Source organism: Erwinia sp. MYb375 (genome assembly GCF_037479175.1).
GTDB lineage: Bacteria > Pseudomonadota > Gammaproteobacteria > Enterobacterales > Enterobacteriaceae > Erwinia > Erwinia rhapontici.
On the sequence record NZ_JBBGZS010000012.1, the window covers coordinates 13,056 to 33,755 of the forward strand.

Annotated in this window: 17 protein-coding genes; all 17 read right to left on the minus strand. The window is 52.9% G+C overall.

The features are described 5' to 3' along the window. Nucleotides 1-24 precede the first annotated feature (24 nt). The 17 genes from WH279_RS05455 to pyrH all read right to left on the minus strand — a co-directional run bounded on the left by WH279_RS05455 (nucleotide 25) and on the right by pyrH (nucleotide 20,615). Nucleotides 25-420, minus strand: coding sequence for a VOC family protein (locus WH279_RS05455; RefSeq protein ID WP_200643808.1), 396 nt, complete (start codon nucleotides 418-420; stop codon nucleotides 25-27). A gap of 73 nt (nucleotides 421-493) precedes the next feature. After that, nucleotides 494-2,644 (minus strand): lysine decarboxylase LdcC, encoded by a 2,151-nt coding sequence (locus tag WH279_RS05460; RefSeq protein ID WP_339455240.1) that lies wholly within the window; start codon nucleotides 2,642-2,644, stop codon nucleotides 494-496. Nucleotides 2,645-2,745: 101 nt separating this feature from the next. Then, complete coding sequence (gene accA, locus WH279_RS05465) at nucleotides 2,746-3,705, minus strand: acetyl-CoA carboxylase carboxyl transferase subunit alpha (protein ID WP_159336927.1); 960 nt, start codon at nucleotides 3,703-3,705, stop codon at nucleotides 2,746-2,748. Nucleotides 3,706-3,717: 12 nt separating this feature from the next. After that, nucleotides 3,718-7,200, minus strand: a complete 3,483-nt coding sequence (dnaE, locus tag WH279_RS05470) for a DNA polymerase III subunit alpha (protein WP_171149213.1) — start codon at nucleotides 7,198-7,200, stop codon at nucleotides 3,718-3,720. 85 nt (nucleotides 7,201-7,285) lie between these two features. Then, nucleotides 7,286-7,909 (minus strand): ribonuclease HII, encoded by a 624-nt coding sequence (gene rnhB, locus WH279_RS05475; RefSeq protein WP_339455241.1) that lies wholly within the window; start codon nucleotides 7,907-7,909, stop codon nucleotides 7,286-7,288. Continuing rightward, entirely contained in the window at nucleotides 7,906-9,051 is a 1,146-nt protein-coding gene (gene lpxB, locus WH279_RS05480) for a lipid-A-disaccharide synthase (protein WP_339455242.1), read from the minus strand. The genes rnhB and lpxB overlap by 4 nt, the downstream gene beginning before the upstream one ends. A 3-nt stretch (nucleotides 9,052-9,054) precedes the next feature. Beyond that, the gene (gene lpxA / locus WH279_RS05485; RefSeq protein WP_200643804.1) at nucleotides 9,055-9,843 is read right to left on the minus strand and encodes an acyl-ACP--UDP-N-acetylglucosamine O-acyltransferase; all 789 of its coding nucleotides are present in this window, start codon (nucleotides 9,841-9,843) and stop codon (nucleotides 9,055-9,057) included. Nucleotides 9,844-9,846: 3 nt separating this feature from the next. Beyond that, the gene (gene fabZ / locus WH279_RS05490; protein WP_133842187.1) at nucleotides 9,847-10,302 is read right to left on the minus strand and encodes a 3-hydroxyacyl-ACP dehydratase FabZ; all 456 of its coding nucleotides are present in this window, start codon (nucleotides 10,300-10,302) and stop codon (nucleotides 9,847-9,849) included. Between the two features lie 148 nt (nucleotides 10,303-10,450). After that, nucleotides 10,451-11,473 carry a UDP-3-O-(3-hydroxymyristoyl)glucosamine N-acyltransferase gene (gene lpxD, locus WH279_RS05495; RefSeq protein ID WP_339455243.1) on the minus strand — a complete coding sequence of 341 codons (1,023 nt, stop codon included), beginning with the start codon at nucleotides 11,471-11,473 and terminating at the stop codon, nucleotides 10,451-10,453. A 3-nt stretch (nucleotides 11,474-11,476) separates the two neighbouring features. Beyond that, entirely contained in the window at nucleotides 11,477-11,974 is a 498-nt protein-coding gene (gene skp, locus WH279_RS05500; protein WP_200643802.1) for a molecular chaperone Skp, read from the minus strand. A gap of 117 nt (nucleotides 11,975-12,091) precedes the next feature. Continuing rightward, nucleotides 12,092-14,503 (minus strand): outer membrane protein assembly factor BamA, encoded by a 2,412-nt coding sequence (gene bamA, locus WH279_RS05505; RefSeq protein WP_339455244.1) that lies wholly within the window; start codon nucleotides 14,501-14,503, stop codon nucleotides 12,092-12,094. A 55-nt stretch (nucleotides 14,504-14,558) separates the two neighbouring features. Then, entirely contained in the window at nucleotides 14,559-15,908 is a 1,350-nt protein-coding gene (gene rseP, locus WH279_RS05510) for a sigma E protease regulator RseP (protein ID WP_339455245.1), read from the minus strand. A 9-nt stretch (nucleotides 15,909-15,917) separates the two neighbouring features. Next, nucleotides 15,918-16,775: a phosphatidate cytidylyltransferase gene (gene cdsA, locus WH279_RS05515; protein WP_339455246.1), complete on the minus strand. Its 858-nt coding sequence runs from the start codon at nucleotides 16,773-16,775 to the stop codon at nucleotides 15,918-15,920. 18 nt (nucleotides 16,776-16,793) lie between these two features. Beyond that, nucleotides 16,794-17,546 (minus strand): (2E,6E)-farnesyl-diphosphate-specific ditrans,polycis-undecaprenyl-diphosphate synthase, encoded by a 753-nt coding sequence (gene ispU, locus WH279_RS05520; protein ID WP_200643798.1) that lies wholly within the window; start codon nucleotides 17,544-17,546, stop codon nucleotides 16,794-16,796. Between the two features lie 293 nt (nucleotides 17,547-17,839). Beyond that, nucleotides 17,840-19,054, minus strand: coding sequence for a 1-deoxy-D-xylulose-5-phosphate reductoisomerase (gene ispC / locus WH279_RS05525; protein WP_339455247.1), 1,215 nt, complete (start codon nucleotides 19,052-19,054; stop codon nucleotides 17,840-17,842). Between the two features lie 149 nt (nucleotides 19,055-19,203). Further along, entirely contained in the window at nucleotides 19,204-19,761 is a 558-nt protein-coding gene (frr, locus tag WH279_RS05530) for a ribosome recycling factor (protein WP_339455248.1), read from the minus strand. Nucleotides 19,762-19,889: 128 nt separating this feature from the next. Further along, nucleotides 19,890-20,615, minus strand: coding sequence for a UMP kinase (pyrH, locus tag WH279_RS05535; RefSeq protein ID WP_062747112.1), 726 nt, complete (start codon nucleotides 20,613-20,615; stop codon nucleotides 19,890-19,892). Between the last annotated feature and the right edge of the window lie 85 nt (nucleotides 20,616-20,700).

Here is a 20,700-nt window from a genome sequence, read left to right on the forward strand (position 1 = left end):
AGCCGGGTTTAGCAGAGGGGTATTTTAAGCCTGATACAACTCTAACGGCAATCCATCCGGATCATTAAAGAAGGTAAAGCGCTTACCGGTCAGCGGGTCAATGCGGATCACCTCACAGGACACGCCGTGTGTTTCCAGCTGTCGTTTCGCCGCATCAACATCCTCCACGCTAAATGCCAGATGGCGCAGACCGCAGGCTTCAGGCTGAGTTGGTCGTGCAGGGGGTTGCGGGAAGGAGAACAGCTCAATAATGTACTCACCGTTTAGCGTCAGATCCCCTTTCCACGAATCGCGTTCCTCGCGATACACTTCGCCCATCAGGCCGAACCCCAGGATATCGCAGTAAAATGCCTTACTCACCGCATAGTTCCCGGCAATGATTGCCACGTGATGGACTTTTTTTAACTGTAAACCTGACATTGTCACTCCTGATTAATGCATGCCTGACGACCATACTCGTCAGGCATTACCACGGCAATGGCACAATTCTGGATTACATTTCCACGTCGTGTTTCAGCACGCGCACCAGATATTGCCCCTCATCGGTCAGCTTCGCGCCGTGAATATCGGTCTCAAACCCCGGATAATGTTTGCCAATAGCACACAGCATCAGGAGAAAATCGAGCACTGCCCGGCTTTGCTCGGTGATCATCTCGCCCGGCATCACCACGGGTACGCCGGGAGGATAAGGCAGGATCATATTGGCCGAGACGCGCCCCACCAGCTCACTGATCTCTACGGTTTCGATATTGCCCTTCACCTGCTGCTGAAACATGTGATGTGGCGTGAGCTTCATCTCGGGCAGTGTGGCAAAGGCCTGTAACATCAGACGCGGCAGATCGTGTTGGCGAATCAGCGTATGGATCCCCTGCGCCAGATCCTGAATACGCATAGTGCGGTAAAAATCGGGATCTTCTGCATACAGATCCGGCAGCATGTTTTTCACCCGGAGATTAAGATCGTACGAGCGCTTAAACTCGGTCAGCCCGCGCAGGACGCTCATTGCTTTGGTCTTATCAATACCGATGCTGAAAAGGAACAACAGATTGTATGGCCCGGTTTTTTCCACCACCACACCACGCTCATCAAGGAACTTCGCCACCAACGCCGCCGGTATCCCCTCTTCCGCCATCTCACCCAGCTCACTCATCCCTGGTGTGAGGATCGTGACTTTTATCGGGTCGAGATACATATGGTCAGCATCCGCATCGCGGAAACCGTGCCACTCCTCGTCCCCGGGCTGAATCGCCCAGCATTCTGGTTCATCGACGCCTTCCGGCTGCCAGATATCAAAGAACCAGCCCTCAGACTCTTCGCGCAGACGCTGAACTTCGCGGCGAAAATGCAGTGCCCGCTCCACTGACCGGTTAATCAGGCGCTTACCCGGATTACCACGCAGCATCGCTGCCGCCGTCTCAATAGAAGCCACAATCGCGTAGTTGGGGGACGTCGTGGTGTGCATCATGTAGGCTTCATTAAAGGTTTGCTCGTCATAGTCACCTTTAATATGAATCAGCGAGGCCTGTGAAAAGGCCGCCAATAGTTTGTGCGTCGACTGGGTTTCATAGATCACTTTACCCGGCGTGCGCTCTCCGCTCATACCGCTGAGTCCCTGGTAGATCGGGTGAAAGTTGGTATAAGGCACCCAGGCAGAATCAAAGTGGATTGACGGCACATCCAGCGTCTCTTTGATGTACTGCGTGTTATACAGCAATCCGTCATACGTTGAGTTGGTGATCACCGCATGGACCGGCCAGCTGGCACGCGGTGTCTGCGCCACTTTCAGGGCAATACTCTCTTTGGTGAATTCACGTTTCGGGATGCCGCCAAGAATACCCAGCGCGTTACGTGTCGGTTTCAGCCAGATCGGGATGATATCGCTCATCATCAACAAATGGGTGAGCGACTTATGGCAGTTACGATCCACCAGCATGGTGCTGCCTGACGGTGCGGCGTACATACCAACGATTTTATTCGACGTCGAGGTGCCATTGGTGACCATATAGCTCTGTTCGGCACCGAAGGTGCGCGCGACATACTCTTCAGCTTCAAGATGCGGGCCGGTGTGGTCGAGTAGCGATCCCAGTTCGGTGACGGAAATCGAGATATCCGCTTTCAGCGTATTGGCACCAAAGAAATCATAGAACAGGCTGCCCACCGGGCTTTTCTGGAACGCCGTTCCCGCCATATGCCCAGGCGTACAGAAGGTGTATTTACCCTCCTTCACATAGGTAAACAGCGCTTTGGTCAGGGGTGGCGTGATGGTGTCAATGTATTCATCGGTGTAGTGCCGTATGCGCTGGGCAATGTCATCAGCCGCATTCAGGGCATATTCAAAGAACCAGAGGGTCATGCGCATTTCGTTAATGCTGACATCCATCGTCGAGTGGGTGTTGATAAAGGCGTATAGCGGCAAATACTCATTTAACTGGTTGATATCACGACAGAGTTCGAGACTGTACTCGTCCCAGTCAAACACCACGCCACAGATGCGCGGGTTGTGTTCAATCAGCTTCAGCAGGTCGCTGGCATCGTGCGGATAGATGGTCTGAAAACCCTGGTTTTTTAACGTCGCGTCGAGTTCACGGATGGGTTCATCTTTATAGAATGCGTTATGCGGTCCCATGATCGCGATAATATTCAATGTGGCCTCCTGGTCGGTTTGCTCCAGTGTGTAAGCATAGTGGACGCAAAACAAAAAGGGCCAGACAATGTCTGGCCCTTTGGGTAACGAATGCTGAACAATCAGGCGTAGCCGTAGCTCATCAGACGTTGATAGCGGCGATCCAACAACTCTTCTTTGGTGAAGGTATCGAGATCGGCCAGATCGGCCAGCAGCTGAGCCTTCATTGACACACCAATCGCCAGTGGGTTGCGGTGCGCGCCGCCCAGGGGTTCCGGGATCACGGTATCAATCAGCTTCAGCTCTTTCAGGCGCGGTGCAATGATGCCCATCGCTTCTGCGGCCAGTGGCGCTTTGTCGGCGCTTTTCCACAGAATAGATGCACAGCCTTCCGGCGAAATCACCGAGTAGGTGCTGTACTGCAACATGTTCACTTTGTCACCGACACCAATGGCCAGTGCGCCACCGGAACCGCCCTCACCGATAACAGTACAGATAACCGGCACGGTCAGGCCAGACATCTCACGCAGGTTGCGTGCGATGGCTTCAGACTGACCGCGCTCTTCTGCGCCCACACCAGGATAGGCACCCGGGGTGTCGATAAAGGTGATGATCGGCATATTAAAACGCTCGGCCATCTCCATCAGGCGCAGCGCTTTACGGTAACCTTCCGGCGCAGGCATGCCGAAGTTACGACGAATTTTCTCTTTGGTTTCACGCCCTTTCTGATGACCAATGATCATCACCGGACGGCCGTCGAGACGCGCAGTACCACCAACGATAGCTTTATCATCGGCATAGGCGCGGTCGCCCGCCAGCTCGTCAAAGTCAGTGAACACATTGCGAACATAGTCCAGCGTATACGGGCGCAGCGGATGACGCGCAAGTTGTGCGATCTGCCATGCACCTAAATCTGAGAAGATTTTACGGGTCAGCTCAACGCTTTTATCGCGCAGACGCTGAATCTCTTCATCCAGATTAATATCCAGTTTTTCATCCTGACGGCCAACCGACTTGAGCGAATCAATTTTCGCTTCAAGCTCTGCGATTGGCTGTTCGAAATCCAGGTAATTAAGACTCATAATAATCCTGTTTTAGTCAAACTCCAGTTCCACCTGCTCCGATCCTATCAACGATCGCAGATCGTTCAGCAAACGATCGCTCGGCGACACGCGCCAGGTTGCACCGAAGCGCAACTTCGCCCGCGCATCCTCTCTCTGATAGTAGAGATGTACCGGAATTGTCCCCGAACGATGGGGTTCCAGGGATTGACGGAGACGGTTCAAAAGCTGGTCATCAATTTGCCTGTCCGTCAGCGAGATAGCAAGCCCACGTGCATATTTTTCACGTGCTTCATCAATGTCCATCATCTCGCGGGCCATCATTTTAAGCCCGCCGTTGAAGTCATCGAAGCTGACCTGCCCACTGACGATCAGGATACGGTCTTTCTCCAGCATATGCTGGAACTTATCTAACGCATCTGTAAATAACATCACTTCCAGACGACCAGAACGGTCATCCAGGGTGCAGATGCCAATACGGTTACCGCGTTTTGTTACCATGACGCGGGCCGCCACCACCAGACCGGCTGCGGTGATCATCTTACCACGCTCGGTCGGGTGCATGTCTTTCAGGCGCAGTCCACCGACGTAGCGCTCAATCTCTTTCAAATACTGGTTGATCGGGTGACCCGTTAAGTAAAGCCCTAACGTCTCTCTTTCGCCATCCAGTTGAATCTGTTCCGGCCATGGTGTGACGTCCGAATAGGACTTCTCTACCTGTTCCGGGGCTTCTGCCAGCACACCAAACATATCTGCCTGGCCGATGGCTTCGGCTTTGGCATGTTGGTCGGCTGCTTTCAATGCATCCGGTAAGGCGCTCATCAAGGCGGCGCGGTGCGGGCCTAAACGGTCAAACGCACCGGACATAATCAGTTTTTCCAGCACCCGCTTATTCAGCTTTTTGGTATCAGTGCGTGCGCAGAGGTCAAACAGCTCGCGGAAATATCCGCCCTCGTTACGTGCGTCAATGATGGCTTCGATCGGGCCTTCGCCCACCCCTTTGATCGCGCCAATGCCGTAAACAATCTCGCCGTTATCGTTAACGTGGAACTGGTACTGCCCGGAGTTAATATCCGGTGGCAAGACCTTCAGCCCCATGCGCCAGCACTCATCCACCAGGCCAACTACCTTTTCGGTGTTGTCCATATCGGCAGTCATCACGGCGGCCATAAACTCAGCCGGATAGTGTGCTTTCAGCCACAGCGTCTGATAAGAGACCAGCGCATAAGCGGCGGAGTGAGATTTGTTAAATCCGTACCCGGCGAATTTTTCCACCAGGTCGAAGATTTTAATCGCCAGCTCGCCATCAATACCGCGTGATTTCGCCCCATCTTCAAAGCCGCCGCGCTGCTTGGCCATCTCAACCGGGTTCTTTTTACCCATCGCACGACGCAGCATATCCGCGCCGCCTAAGCTGTATCCTGCCAGCACCTGGGCGATCTGCATCACCTGTTCCTGATAGAGGATAATGCCGTAGGTCGGCTCCAGCACGGGCTTCAGCGACTCATGCTGCCACTGAATATCCGGGTAAGAGATCGCCTCGCGCCCGTGTTTACGGTCAATGAAGTTATCCACCATGCCAGACTGCAGCGGGCCGGGACGGAACAAGGCGACCAGAGCGATCATATCCTCGAAGCAGTCAGGCTTCAGGCGTTTAATCAGGTCTTTCATGCCGCGTGATTCTAGCTGGAACACCGCCGTGGTTTCCGAGCGTTGCAGCATATCGAAACTTTTCTGATCTTCAAGCGGGATCGCCGCAATATCGATCGGATCTTTGCCTTCTTTCGCCCGGCGGGCGTTGATCATCGCCAGCGCCCAGTCGATGATCGTCAGCGTGCGCAGCCCCAGGAAGTCAAACTTCACCAGCCCGGCATATTCCACATCGTTCTTATCGAACTGGGTAACCGGATGGTGACCATTTTCGTCACAGTAGAGCGGTGCAAAATCGGTAATTTTGGTCGGCGCAATCACCACGCCCCCGGCATGCTTACCGGCGTTGCGCGTCACCCCTTCCAGAATGCGCGCCATGTCGATCAGTGCTTTAACCTCTTCATCTGCCTCATAGATTTCTGGCAGCTGCGGTTCTGCGGCAAAGGCTTTTTCCAGCGTCATACCGGGATCAGGTGGCACCAGTTTGGAGATGCGATCCACGAAACCGTAAGGATGCCCCAGCACACGGCCTACATCACGGATGACCGCTTTTGCCGCCATGGTACCAAAGGTGATGATCTGCGAAACCGCCTGGCGCCCGTACATCTCAGCCACGTGCTCAATCACCAGATCGCGTTTTTCCATGCAGAAATCGACGTCGAAGTCAGGCATCGACACACGTTCCGGGTTGAGGAAGCGTTCAAACAGCAGATCAAATTCGAGCGGGTCGAGGTCGGTAATTTTCAACGCATAGGCCACCAGTGAACCGGCACCCGAACCACGCCCCGGCCCCACCGGCACATCGTTATCCTTCGACCACTGGATAAACTCCATCACGATCAGGAAGTAACCGGGGAACCCCATCTGGTTGATAACGTTGAGTTCAATATCCAGGCGTTCATCATAGGCGGGACGGCGTTCGGCGCGCACCTGCTCATCTGGGAACAGAAACGCCAGGCGATCTTCCAGCCCTTCTTTCGATTTTACGACCAGGAAATCTTCCGTTGTCATGTCACCCGTCGGGAACTGCGGCAGGAAGTACTCACCCAGACGAATAGTGACGTTACAACGACGGGCAATTTCTACGCTGTTTTCCAGCGCTTCCGGGATGTCCGAGAACAGCTCGCACATCTCCTCACTGCTACGCATATACTGCTGTGGGCTGTAGTTGCGAGGACGTTTTGGATCGTCGAGGGTAAAACCATCGTGGATGGCGACGCGGATTTCATGTGCATCGAATTCTGATTCCGTCAGGAAACAGACTTCGTTGGTGGCGACGACCGGGATCGCGTTCTCCATCGCCAGCGCAACGGCAGCATGCAGGTAAGTCTCTTCGTCCGGGCGGCCAGTTCGGATCAGTTCAAGATAGTAGCGATCGGGAAAATGGTGCTGATAAAACGCCAGACACTCTGCGACCTGCGCAGTGTTGCCGCGCAACAGCATTTTGCCGACATCGCCACGTCGTCCGCCTGACAATAAAATAATCCCCTGCTGATGCTCAACCAGCCAGTCCCGATCAATCGTCGGGCCCGCCGGACCGTAGCCACGTTGGTAGGCTCGGGAAATCAACAAAGTGAGGTTTTGATAACCATCGTTATCGGCGGCCAGCACGGTGATTTGGGACAGCTCATCACCCATGGCTTCACTACTGACGTTGAAATCTGCGCCAATAATCGGCTTCATGCCTTGACCGTGTGCCGTGCCGTAAAACTTTACCAACCCACACAGGTTGGTGAAATCCGTGATTGCGATGGCCGGCATGCCCATTTTTGCCGCGTTTTTCACCAGCGGGCCAGTTTTGGCTAGCCCATCGATCATGGAGTAGTCGCTGTGGACGCGTAAATGAATAAAACGAGGTTCGGCCATCGGTGATCCTGTTAAAACAGAGGAAGAAGATTAACTATCCTGCAAACGTGAAACGGCAGCGCTGCCACCGTAACCGTTATATCGGTTAACGCGTACGCGCAACCGTAGCGGCAACATCGGCATCCATTAAGACATTGCGTACCGGCGCGAAACTGCGCCGATGCTGCGATGTGGCGCCAAACTGAATCAGTTTTTCCATATGCAATGCGGTCGGGTAACCTTTGTGCTGGGCAAAACCATATTCAGGATAGAGCCGATCCAGCTCAGCCATTTCGCGGTCGCGTGTCACCTTAGCAATAATTGAAGCGGCGCTGATTTCTTTCACCAGGCTATCACCTTTAACCACTGCCTGACTAGGCATGGCCAGCGCCGGGCAACGGTTACCGTCAATCAGTACAAAATCGGGCGTCAGGTGCAAGCCGGCCACCGCACGCTGCATCGCCAGCATGGTGGCATGCAGAATATTCAGCTGGTCAATCTCTTCCGGTTCTGCCCGGCCCAGACTCCAGCTGAGTGCCTTCTCTTTGATCTCATCGTACAACGCCAGACGGCGTTTTTCCGACAGTTTTTTCGAGTCGGCAAGACCGACAATAGGCCGCGCCGGATCAAGGATCACAGCAGCCGTCACCACGGCACCGACCAGCGGGCCACGGCCGACTTCATCAACGCCCGCAATCAGCGTGGCACTGGGATAGATAAATTCACTCATGGGCATAGCTCCAGTACGGCCGCCGCCGCCTGCTCATCAGCATTCCAGCGGATTTGATGATGAAGTTCAGCAAAGGTCGCCAGCAGCTTATCGCGGGTTTCACCTTGTGCCAGCAGCGGTTCTAATGCTGCGGCCAGCCGATCGGGCTGGCATTCATCCTGAAGCAACTCTTTCACCAGCTCACGGCCCGCCAACAGGTTGGGCAGTGAGACGTAATCCGTTTTTACCAGGCGTTTTGCCAGCCAGAAAGTGAAAGGCTTCATACGATACCCCACCACCATCGGACATTTCGCCAGCATACACTCCAGCGCGGCCGTACCGGACGCCAGCAGTGCGGCATCACTGGCAACCATCGCCTGGCGCCCTTTACCGTCCAGCAGATGCATGGTCAGGTCAGGTGCAACCTCGGCTTTGATTTTCTCAAACTGCTCGCGACGGCGCGGATTAACCAGCGGCACCACAATTTCCAGCGCCGGGTATTTTGCCCGAAGCAGCATCGCTGTTCGCAGAAAATCGCCACTGAGCATCTCGACTTCAGCCCCACGACTGCCAGGAAGCAGTGCCAGACACAGTGCGTCCGGGGCAATGCCCAGCTCGCGGCGTGCTGCGTGTTTATTCGGTTCGATTGGCATCGCATCAGCCATGGTATGGCCAATAAAGCGACACGGCACATTAAAGCGGTCGTAGAAGGCTTTTTCAAACGGCAGGAATGCCAGCACCAGGTCAGTGGAGCGACCAATCTTAAACACCCGTTTCTGACGCCATGCCCAAACGGATGGACTGACGTAGTGAATAGTCCGGATGCCCTGCTGTTTCAGGCGCCCTTCCAGGGTGATATTGAAATCTGGCGCATCAATGCCGACAAAAACGTCAGGCTTTAGCGCAGTAAAACGGCGGGTAAGATCGCGGCGGATATGTAACAGACGACGCAGGCGGCCAAGCACTTCAACAATGCCCATCACCGCCAGCTCTTCCATTTCATACCAGGCTTCGCAGCCTTCAGCCTGCATCAGCGGGCCAGCCACCCCAACAAAACGGGCGTCAGGATGCTTTTCTTTCAGCGCACGAATGAGACCGGCACCAATAATATCGCCGGAGGTTTCTCCGGCGACCAGGGCAATCGTTAAGGGATGCTTTGGCATGAGTTAACGAATCAAACCCCTTGTAGAGCGGGCAAAGAAGTCATAGAACGGCTGAACTTCAGGATGCGCTTTCGCGATATCCTCAATTTCAGGTTTCACTTCGTCCAGTGTTTTGCCGCTGCGGTACAACAGCTTGTAGGCTGCAGTAATCGCGTGCAACGCATCTTTGCTGAAACCGCGGCGCTTCAGGCCCACCAGGTTAATACCAAATGGCGTCGCATGGTTACCCTGCGCAATCACATAAGGTGGCACATCCTGGGCAACGCCAGAACATCCCCCCACCATCACATGAGCACCGATAATGCAGAACTGATGCACTGCCGTCATACCGCCAATGATGGCATGATCATCGACGGTTACATGGCCTGCCAGCGTTGCGTTATTCGCCAGAATACAATGGTTCCCGACGACACAATCATGCGCCACATGGGCATTAACCATCAGCAGGTTGTCATCACCGACTTTGGTCAGGCCACCGGACTGCGCAGTACCACGATGGATAGTCACGCTTTCACGAACGCGGTTACGGTCGCCAATCTCAACCCGTGTAGGTTCACCGGCGTATTTCAGATCCTGATTTGCTTCACCAATCGAAGCAAACTGGTAGAAGGTGTTGTCTTTACCAATGACGGTATGACCATTGACCACTACGTGCGACTTCAGAACCGTGCCTTCGCCGATCGAAACGTTCGCACCAACAATGCAAAACGGGCCAATCTGGACACCAGCGCCAATAATGGCACCGTCTTCAACGATCGAGCTGGGGTGAATTACGGCGGTGCTATCAATCACGAATTAAGCCTCCCGGCTGCGGGCACACATCATCGTTGCTTCGCAGACAATTTTACCGTCTACAGTGGCCACACCTTTAAAGCGTGTCACACCACGGCGGGTTTTTTCGAAAGTGACTTCCATGATCATTTGATCGCCAGGTACCACAGGGCGCTTGAAACGCGCATCGTCGATACCGGCAAAGTAGTACAGCTCGCCCGGCTCAAGTTTCCCTACGCTTTTAAACGCCAGAATACCCGTTGCCTGTGCCATTGCTTCCAGAATCAGCACACCGGGGAAAATCGGTTTACCAGGGAAATGGCCCTGGAAAAACGGTTCGTTGACCGAGACGTTTTTTACTGCACGCAAAAACTTGTGTTCTTCGAACTCAAGGACGCGATCAACCAGCAAAAACGGATAACGGTGCGGTAAAAGTTCAATAATCTCTTCAATCTTCAGAGTATGAGTTTCAGTAGTCAAAATACTCTTCCTGTCCTAAAAATTCTGATGGCATCAATGACACGGCCCGCAACGATCATCCCATCGTCTGCAGGCCGCAAATTTTTCTGTACGCTAACGCTTTCGCATATTGTATTTATGAAAGCCGGGCAGCGTGATGTTGACGCGCTTAGTCTTTGCCGACCTTGCGTTCGATGGCTTTTAAGCGTTTGCTTATTTCATCGATGTTCATCACCAGAGCTGCAGTTTTGCGCCAGGATTTGTTGGGCTGTAGCGGAATCCCGGAGGAGTATACTCCAGGTTCAGTGATTGGCCTCATCACCATTCCCATCCCTGTGACGGTAACTTTGTCACAAATTTCCATATGACCATTAATCACGCTGGCACCGCCAATCATGCAATAGCGGCCAATTTTCAGGCTGCCAGCCATAATTACGCCACCGGCCACTGCGGTGTTGTCGCCAATCACCACATTGTGAGCAATCTGGCACTGGTTATCTATGATAACACCATTCCCTATTTGGGTGTTATCGAGAGCACCGCGATCGATGGTGGTACAAGCACCAATTTCTACACGATCGCCAATGATCACCGTGCCAAGCTGGGGAATTTTCACCCAATTGCCACGATCGTTAGCATAACCGAAGCCATCAGAACCGATCACTGTGCCAGACTGAATCAGGCATTCGCAACCAATCTCAACTTCATGGTAGACAGAAACGTTGGCCCACAAGCGGCTACCGGCACCAATACGTGCTTTTTTACCCACAAAGCAACCCGGGCCGATAACAACATTATCGCCAAGGACAACGTCAGATTCGATCACCGCATTCGCGCCAATCGAGACATTATTGCCAAGCTGTGCGCTCGCATCAATCACGGCGCTGGGGGCGATATTTTTGGCAGGTTGCGGCGTAGTATCCAGCAACTGTGCCATACGGGCGTAGGTCAGATACGGGTTTTTAACCACCAGCGCAGCGCCAGGGAAAAATTCCAGATCCGCTTCAGTGAGCACCACGGCTGAAGCCTGACAGGCTGCGAGCTGCTCGCGGTAACGGCTGTTTGAAAGAAACGTGATCTGACCGGTTTGGGCGGATTGCATAGAAGCAATACCGGAGATGGCGATATCGCCATCTCCGTGCAATTCTGCATCCAACTGCTGGGCTAAATCAGCCAGTCGAATTGAATACATGAATTATTTAACCTGTTTCAGAACATCAGCAGTGATGTCTTTAGATTTAGCAGCGTAAGCAACCGCATTTTGATCGATTACAACATCGTAACCTTCGCTATCAGCCACTTTCTGAACGGCGTCCTGAATACGGCTCAGGATCTTGTTACGTTCTTCCATCTGACGACGACGGTTGTCCTGCTCAAAAGCCTGCGCTTTCGATGAGAACGCTTCACGCTGCGCCATCACGTCTTTTTCCATGCGGCTGCGCTCGGCTGCTTTCATGGTAGAACCGTCACGCTGCAGACGCTGCATTTTAGTTTGCAGATCACGTTCCATACCCTGCAACTCAGTTGCACGGCCTTTGAATTCGTTCTCCAATTGTTTCGCAACGGTCGCACGCGCTGGTAACTGTTGGAAAATGCTGGAAACGTTCACCACTGCAATTTTATCAGCAGCCTGAGCACCGGCGGAAACCGCCAGAGCAATACCCAGACCTGCGGCACACAACAACTTTTTCACTATAAAACTCCTCACCATCAACGTTTGTGTCACGGACACATGTGTTGCGCTTACCCGCTCTTCTTTCAAACAGAGTAAGCGCGATACTCTCTTGCAGTGCTTCCGTGCAAATCCGAATTACCAGGTTTTACCAATGTTAAATTGGAACTGTTCGGCCTTATCTCCATCATACTTTTTGAACGGCTGGGCGTAAGAGAACACCAGCGGGCCCAGAGGGGACATCCATTGCAATGCCAGACCGGCTGACATACGGATGTTGCTTGGATCGCTGTAGTCCGGGATACCTGCTGCACGGGTGGCGGCAGTGTTTTCCCATTTGGTGTCCCACACAGTACCAGCGTCCACAAACAGGGACGTACGTACAGAGTTCGCGTACTTCTCACTCAGGAACGGTGTCGGGGTGATCAGCTCTGCGCTGGCAACCGCCATGGCGTTACCACCGATAGCATCATCGGAGTTACACACCTTATTCACATCGGTACCTGAACAGTCAGAAGAACCGTTATTCAGGTAAGCCGCTTTCGGACCAATGTTATTGGAACGGAAGCCACGAACGGTGCTGGAACCACCGGCATAGAAGTTCTCATAGAACGGCATTTCTTTACCGCTCAGGCCATCCCCGTAACCCACACGACCACGACCTAACAGAACCCAGGTACGATCCTGGTTCAGTGGCAGATACTGTTGCGTATCCAGCGTCGCTTTGTAGAAGGCATTATCGGAACCTGGGATGGTCACTTTACCGTTCAGGTTGGTACGGTTACCCGCCGTTGGGAAGAACCCACGGTCAAGGGTGTTATACGTCCAGCCATAGTTAAAGGTGAAGTCATCTGCGGAGTAGTCTTCATCACCAGACAGCGTTGGATTCTGCCCCACAGAACGCAGGTAGCGCCACATGGCAACCTGAGGCTGCATATTAGAAAGGCTGTTATGAACATAGCCCAGGCCAACACGCAAACTGTTGTTCTCATTGATCGGGAAGCCCAGCGTTCCATCCACACCATAACTTTTGTTGGTGTAGTCAGACAGGTCAGCATCGTCCGCTTTAAAGTCATTATAGAAGACGCGACCACCCAGGCTGACACCATCAACCGTGAAGTACGGGTCAGTCAGTGAGAATTCAGCATAGGTTTGGTAATCGTTCTTGGTTCCGCTGATGCCAACGGTATTACCCGTACCCAGCCAGTTATCCTGGGTGACGCCGACCTGGAAGCTCACGCCACTCTCGGTGCCGTAACCCACGCCGAAGTTCAATGTACCGGTGTTGCGTTCTTTCACCTTGTACACAACGTCAACCTGGTCAGGCGAGCCTGGCACACGCTGAGTGTCAGTATCGACGGTTTCGAAGTAACCCAGACGGTTCAGACGCTCTTTACCCTGCTCGACCAGGTCGCTGCCCAACCAGGCACCTTCCATCTGGCGCATTTCGCGGCGCAGAACAGAATCTTTAGAGGTGTCATTACCTTCGAAACGGACTTTGCGCACATAGAAACGGTTGCCCGCATCCACATTGATACGCAACTTCACGGTTTTGTTAGCATCATCAATTTCTGGCTGTGTCTGCACACGCGGATAAGCGTAGCCATAACGACCCAGCAGTTTCTTAATGTCGTCTTCGATGCGCGTCACTTTGGAACCGTTATACAGTTCACCTGGGGTGACTTTACTCAGCGTTTCGATCTCTGCTGAGTGTCCCGCCAGATTCCCCGTCACCGACACACCAGAAAGCTTGTACTGCTCGCCTTCATTAATGTTAACGGTAATGTAGATACCTTTTTTATCTGGCGTCAGACTGACCTGCGTGGAGTCGATATTAAATCGTGCGTAACCGCGATCCAGATAGAAGCTGCGCAGGGTCTCAAGGTCGCCTGCCAGTTTCTGTTTCTGGTATTTACGATCGCCGACGACGTTCCACCATGGCACCTCATCACGCAATTGGAAGCGCGAGATCAGTTCATCTGAACTGTACGCTTTGTTACCCACGATGTTGATCTGTTGGATCTGAGCAGAAACACCTTCAGTAAACACCAGCTTCAGGTCAACACGGTTACGTGGCAGTGGCGTAACCACTGCTTTCACGCTGGCACTGTATTTACCGACGCTGTAATAGAAGTCTTCCAGGCCTTTCTCAATCGAGGAGATCGTGGTGCGATCCAGAGCTTCACCCACGCGCACGCCGGATGCTTCAAGGTTCTGCTTGAGCATGTCCTCTTTCACCGCTTTGTTACCGGAGAAAGTGATACTGGCAATGGTCGGACGCTCTTTCACCTGGACGATCAGCGTATTGCCGTCGCGCAGGACCTGAACATCTTCAAAATTCCCGGTGGCAAACAGTGCACGAATGGTGTTACTGAGATCTTCATCGGAGACAGTATCTCCAACGCGGACTGGCATACTGAGCAATGCCGCACCGACGGCGACTCGCTGCAGGCCTTCAAAGTGAATGTCATTCACCACGAATCCGTCTGCACCGTATACGGTAGCGCTGCTAAGCAGCAGCGACGCTATGAGCAACTTTTTCATCGCCATCGTTTTTCTGCAATCTTCCTAACTAGTTCTCACAGACAACTTACCGATTGGTAAACTATAGCCTTGAGAAGTCATTGAATAGCGCAAGCCCCATTAACAGCACCAGCACAATCGAGCCGATACGATAACTGAAGTCCTGAACTCGCTCGGACACCGGCCCTCCCTTGATCTTTTCGATCAGCAGGAACAGCAAATGGCCACCATCTAACACTGGCAATGGGAACAGATTGATAATTCCAAGGTTCACGCTTATCAGAGCGAGGAACATCAGGTAGTAAATCAAACCGTATTCCGCTGACATCCCAGCACCCTGCGCGATCGAAATCGGCCCGCTGAGATTGTTCAACTTCACATCACCAACAATCAGTTTGCCCAGCATGCTGACCGTAAGCTTCATCAGTTGCCAGGTTTTCGCGCTGGCCTCACCAATTGCGGCAAACGGGCCATACTGGCGCACCGTTCTGTACTCTTCAGGCAGAGGAATAATGCGCGGTATTACTCCGGCGAATCCTTCTGCCTTGTTATGAGGATTAACGTCCGGCGTCAGTGTCAAACTGACCGTACTGCCCTGACGCTCCACCTCAATGGCTATATCTTTACCTGGATTATCGCGTACTGTGGCAACAAAATTTTGCCACTGGTCCAAAGGCTGACCATCGACTTTAACGATCCTGTCGCCAGCTTGCAAACCCGCTCGACTTGCAGCGGAGTCCTTTTGCACCTGTGCCAACACCGATTCGATCTGTGGTCCACGCGGCTGTATCCCCAATGACGTCACGGGATCCTGCTTGTCTGGCTCAAACTGCCAATCATGCAGATTCACTGTCTTATCACTGGTTTTTTCACTGCCGAATGGCGCAAGGGTTAACGTGGTGCTTTCATCACCAATCTTCGCAACCAGTGCCATACGCACAGCATCCCAATCAGGCGTTTCGATACCGTCAACGGCTTTAAGTTCCGTACCTGGGGTAATTTGCGCTTCAGCAGCGGGCGATCCGCTCACTATTTCACCAATAACCGGGCGTACACCCGGAACGCCGATGATAAACACCAGCCAATAGGCGAAGATGGCAAAGATGAAATTAGCGATGGGGCCGGCACTAATGATGGCGGCACGCTGCAGGACCGTTTTATTATTGAAGGATTGATGGCGGAGTTCTGGCGGGACGCTTTCCACACGCTCATCGAGCATCTTGACGTAGCCGCCCAGCGGGATCAACGCGATAACGTACTCAGTGCCTTGCTTGTCACGACGTCGCCACAACGCTTTGCCGAAGCCAATGGAGAAGCGCTCAACTTTCACGCCGCAACGGCGGGCTACCCAGAAATGGCCGAATTCATGCACGGTGATTAATATCCCCAGTGCAACAATAAAGGCAGCAAAACTCCAGAGTACGCTCAACATAATGTTTCCCTACAGCGTCCCAAAGACCAGCAGCAACAGGCAGGCAAACACCGGTACAGCTGCCGTGAGGCTGTCAATGCGATCAAGAATACCGCCATGACCTGGAATAAGACTGCCGCTGTCTTTAATGCCCGCTTCGCGTTTAAACATGCTCTCGGTTAAATCACCCAGGACCGATGCAAGCGCGGCAGTAATCGAACAAATCAGCAATGTCGACAATGGCACCTGAAGCGGAGCGAACACGCTAAACAGCCATGAGAGTAAAGCTGATGTCACCAGTCCGCCGAAGAAGCCTTCCCACGTTTTTCCCGGTGAGACCTTCGGTGCCAGCTTGTGTTTACCGAATAACTTGCCAAACATATAGGCGCCGGAGTCAGCTCCCCATACGAGGAACATCACATAAAGCAACCACCATGCGCCCGCATAATGGTCAGCTTCATAGTGATACTGACGCAGCGCCAGCATTCCCCAGAAGAACGGGACAATGGTGAGCAACCCAAACACCAGACGTAATGGGCGGGAATGACGCCAAAATGCGGCAGAACCGGGATAGGACAAGACTAAAAGCAGCGCCACAATCCACCAGCCAAGTGACACCCACAAGGCGCCACTAATCTGCGGCAGATGCACGGAGTGCTGATAAGCAGGCAGCGTAAACAGCATAAAGGCCAGTAGCAGTCCACACAGCAGTGCAAGCCAGATGCGCTGTGAGCGGGCAGCAAAGCCCGCAAACTGGCCCCACTCCCACGCGGCCAGCATGCAGATCGCTAAAATTGTGATGGCAAACCCTAGCGGCGGCAGCATAAACAGCGCTGCGATGACGATAGGTATTAATATAAACGCGGTAATCAGGCGAGACTTTAACAAAGATTACCCCCAGTGCGCTTATGCGCCGCCGGGTGTTGCGCCGCCAAACCGACGCTCTCGTTGTGCAAACGCATTCAGTGCACCTTCAAAAACTTGTTCATCAAAATCAGGCCAAAGAGTATCGGTAAACCAAAACTCTGCATAGGCGACTTGCCACAGCAGGAAGTTACTAATCCGATGCTCTCCCCCGGTCCTTATTACCAGATCCACAGGTGCCAGTTCATTCAGGCAGAGATACGGGTGCAGGGTCTCTTCTTCGATCTGATCCGGGCGAAGAAGTCCTTCCTGTACCTGTTCTGCTATTTTTCTGACTCCGTGGATAATATCCCAACGTCCGCCATAATTCGCGGCAATGTTGAGTGTTAGTCCATTATTTTGTTGAGTAAGTTCTTCAGCACGGCGAATACGCTCTTGCAAACGCGTGTTGAACCGACTGATATCACCGATAATTTTCAACCGGACATTATGTTTGTGCAAGCTTTTTACTTCGCTGTCGAGTGCCCACACGAACAACTCCATCAGCGCCAGAACTTCCTGCTGAGGACGATTCCAGTTTTCACTACTGAAGGCATAAAGTGTCAGCGCATCCAATTTATTGCTCACCGCAAAACTCACGGCGCGGCGCACGGATTTCACTCCCGCTTTATGACCAGAAATACGCAGCTTGCCCTGGTTTTTAGCCCAGCGACCATTGCCATCCATAATGATGGCCACATGACGGGGGCCTGCCCCCTGCTGGTCATCGGTTTGTAATTGATTTTCGGACGACATAATGCGTAATTATTTCCTTATTCAGAAATATACCCTTCATATTCTAAGCTGCCACTGCGCTGACTGCCGACATTCACGCCTGCCACTTACTGCTGTAAGCGTACAGAAAGCAATGCCTTGCCGCCTTGCTGAAGCACCAATGATTTGGGTATGCAATGGCTTCTGAAAGATCTCACCCGCCCGGCGTAAAAAGACCGTAATTGCACGAACTTATCCGCTTAATCACGCCCAGGCACCGGAACGGTGGGGCAAGACTATACCACCTCCGCCCAGCGCTCACAAATAGCGGCGCGTTAAATCGCGCTGGCCCTTCCTGCAGAAAAACGTGGCAGTAAAGCACTCGCCACCGCACGGGCTTCCCGGTCAATGGCAATCACCGCTTCAACGCTTGAAGGTTCCTGGCAGGACAATGTCTCCAGCACCGCAACATTCAATGCAGCAATATCGGTAAAGCGGATTTCAGACGCAAGAAAAGCAGCAACCGCAATTTCATTCGCTGCATTCAGCGTGGTGGTCGCAGCCTGCCCGGTAATACTGGCATCAATAGCCAGTTTCAGGCAGGGATAGCGTGCATAATCAGGCTCAGAGAAGGTCAATGCCGACATACGTGTGAAATCAAGTGGTTGGGCACCTGAAGTCACGCGCTGCGGCCAGGCCATCGCGTGAGCAATGGGCGTACGCATATCCGGAGAACCAAGCTGAGCAATCACACTGCCATCACGGTAACGTACCATCGAATGAATAACGGATTGCGGATGCAGAATCACTTCCATCTGCGCGTCGGTCGCATTAAACAGCCAGCGGGCTTCGATATATTCCAGGCCTTTGTTCATCATAGTGGCCGAATCGACAGAGATTTTTCGCCCCATCGACCAGTTCGGATGCGCACACGCCTGATCCGGCGTCATATGGCGTAATTCTGCCAACGGCGTCTCACGAAACGGGCCACCAGACCCCGTGAGGATAATGCTGTCAATGCCATTATCTTCTAAAGAAGCGTACCCTAACTGCTGCTGGAGGGAAGCAGGCAAACTCTGAAAAATGGCGTTGTGCTCACTATCAATGGGCAACAGCTGCGCTTTTGAGGCACTTACTGCCTCCAGGAATAAGCGGCCGCAGGTCACGAGCGACTCTTTATTTGCCAGTAGCACCTGTTTTCCAGCACGAATTGCAGCCAGGGTAGGCAATAATCCTGCCGCACCAACAATGGCGGCCATTACCTGATCCACACCCTCCAACGCGGCCAGATCGCAGGCAGCCTGCTCCCCGCTTACTACTTCAGTGGCAACATTCAGATCTTTCAGACGAAGACGCAGTGCTTCAGCCGCTTTGCTATCTGACATTGCGGCGTAATCCGGGCGAAATGTCAGGCATTGTTCAGCCATCAGTTCCACATTGCGCCCGGCAACCAGTGCCTTCACGGCAAACAAGTGAGGGTTAGCACGCACCACGGCCAGCGTGCTGGTCCCGATAGAGCCGGTCGAACCGAGGATCGTCAAGTGTTTCATGAGGCTGCTCTGTGTAATGACCCGGCGCAGGCAGCCATCAGGGGAAGGGAGACACGCCTGCCGGGGAAGTTAACAAATGCAAAACGCCGCCAGACCGACCCTTCGTATGAACGGCAATCTGTACGGCGTTTCATTGGGTGATGACGAACTCAGAAGTCCATCAGCTCCGCTTCTTTTTCGGCCAGCGCAGCATCAATTTTCTTGATAAATACGTCAGTCATTTTCTGTACGTCTTCCTGTGAACGACGATCATCATCTTCACTGATCTCTTTGTCTTTCAGCAGTGCTTTCACTTTGTCATTCGCATCACGACGTACGTTACGCACAGACCCACGACCCTGCTCAGCTTCGCCGCGCACGATTTTGATCAGGTCTTTACGACGCTCTTCGGTCAGTGCTGGCAATGGAACACGAATATCTGTGCCGGCCGACATTGGGTTCAGACCCAGGTCAGACGCCATGATCGCTTTTTCAACGGCAGCGCTGATAGAGCGATCGAAGACGTTGACTTTCAGCGTACGAGAATCTTCTACCGTGACACTGGCCAACTGACGCAGCGGGGTTGAAGAACCGTAATAATCGACCATGATACCGTCGAGAATACTCGGCGATGCACGGCCGGTACGGATTTTGCTGATATGGTTTTTGAATGCCTCGACGCATTTATCCATGCGCGTTTCTGCATCTTTCTTGATGTCGTTAATCACGTGGGAACCCTTGGATTCTGTTTGATCCACCAGCCTCTGGCATAGCCAGAAGCCGTTCAAATACATTTAAAGATAATCCTGACATGCAGAATATACCTTATTTTAACCCTTTTAACTGCAGACTGATATTAATGCGTAATCAGTGTGCCTTCTTTTTCACCCATCACTACGCGACGCAGTGCGCCCGGCTTGTTCATATTGAACACGCGGATTGGCAGTGAATGGTCACGCGCCAGGGTAAAGGCGGCCAGATCCATCACTTTCAGTTCTTTATCCAGCACTTCAGTATAGGTCAATTGATCGTGCAGGACTGCATCAGGATTTTTCACCGGGTCAGAGGAGTACACGCCATCCACTTTAGTGGCCTTCAGCACCACATCGGCTTCGATTTCGATGCCACGCAGGCAGGCTGCGGAGTCTGTGGTAAAGAACGGGTTACCGGTACCGGCGGAGAAAATCACCACGCGGTTATTGCGCAGCAGGCTGATGGCTTCTGCCCAGCTGTAGTTGTCACACACACCGTTCAGCGGAATAGCCGACATCAGGCGGGCGTTAACATAGGCACGGTGCAACGCATCGCGCATCGCCAGGCCATTCATCACAGTTGCCAGCATACCCATATGGTCGCCAACAACACGATTCATACCTGCCTGAGCCAGACCAGCACCGCGGAACAGATTACCACCACCGATAACCACACCTACCTGAATGCCCAGCTCTACCAGTTCTTTCACTTCCTGAGCCATACGATCCAGCACGCTGGCATCGATACCGAAGCCTTCAGCACCTTGCAGAGCTTCGCCACTCAGTTTTAGCAGGATACGTTGATATACGGGTTTTGCATTGGTCGCCATGGTTTTTTTCCTGGAAGATATCGTCGAAAAGGGGTGTTAACTGTGTGCGGTATCATCCTAAAAGCATCAGAGAAATACTATTGGG

What these genes read in the sequence shown, in the direction of transcription:
- WH279_RS05455 (WP_200643808.1), bottom strand. Translation starts at nt 420, where the DNA reads ATGTCAGGTTTACAGTTAAAAAAAGTCCATCACGTGGCAATCATTGCC.
- accA (WP_159336927.1), bottom strand. Translation starts at nt 3,705, where the DNA reads ATGAGTCTTAATTACCTGGATTTCGAACAGCCAATCGCAGAGCTTGAA.
- dnaE (WP_171149213.1), bottom strand. Translation starts at nt 7,200, where the DNA reads ATGGCCGAACCTCGTTTTATTCATTTACGCGTCCACAGCGACTACTCC.
- rnhB (WP_339455241.1), bottom strand. Translation starts at nt 7,909, where the DNA reads ATGAGTGAATTTATCTATCCCAGTGCCACGCTGATTGCGGGCGTTGAT.
- lpxB (WP_339455242.1), bottom strand. Translation starts at nt 9,051, where the DNA reads ATGCCAAAGCATCCCTTAACGATTGCCCTGGTCGCCGGAGAAACCTCC.
- lpxD (WP_339455243.1), bottom strand. Translation starts at nt 11,473, where the DNA reads ATGTATTCAATTCGACTGGCTGATTTAGCCCAGCAGTTGGATGCAGAA.
- bamA (WP_339455244.1), bottom strand. Translation starts at nt 14,503, where the DNA reads ATGGCGATGAAAAAGTTGCTCATAGCGTCGCTGCTGCTTAGCAGCGCT.
- rseP (WP_339455245.1), bottom strand. Translation starts at nt 15,908, where the DNA reads ATGTTGAGCGTACTCTGGAGTTTTGCTGCCTTTATTGTTGCACTGGGG.
- ispU (WP_200643798.1), bottom strand. Translation starts at nt 17,546, where the DNA reads ATGTCGTCCGAAAATCAATTACAAACCGATGACCAGCAGGGGGCAGGC.
- ispC (WP_339455247.1), bottom strand. Translation starts at nt 19,054, where the DNA reads ATGAAACACTTGACGATCCTCGGTTCGACCGGCTCTATCGGGACCAGC.
- pyrH (WP_062747112.1), bottom strand. Translation starts at nt 20,615, where the DNA reads ATGGCGACCAATGCAAAACCCGTATATCAACGTATCCTGCTAAAACTG.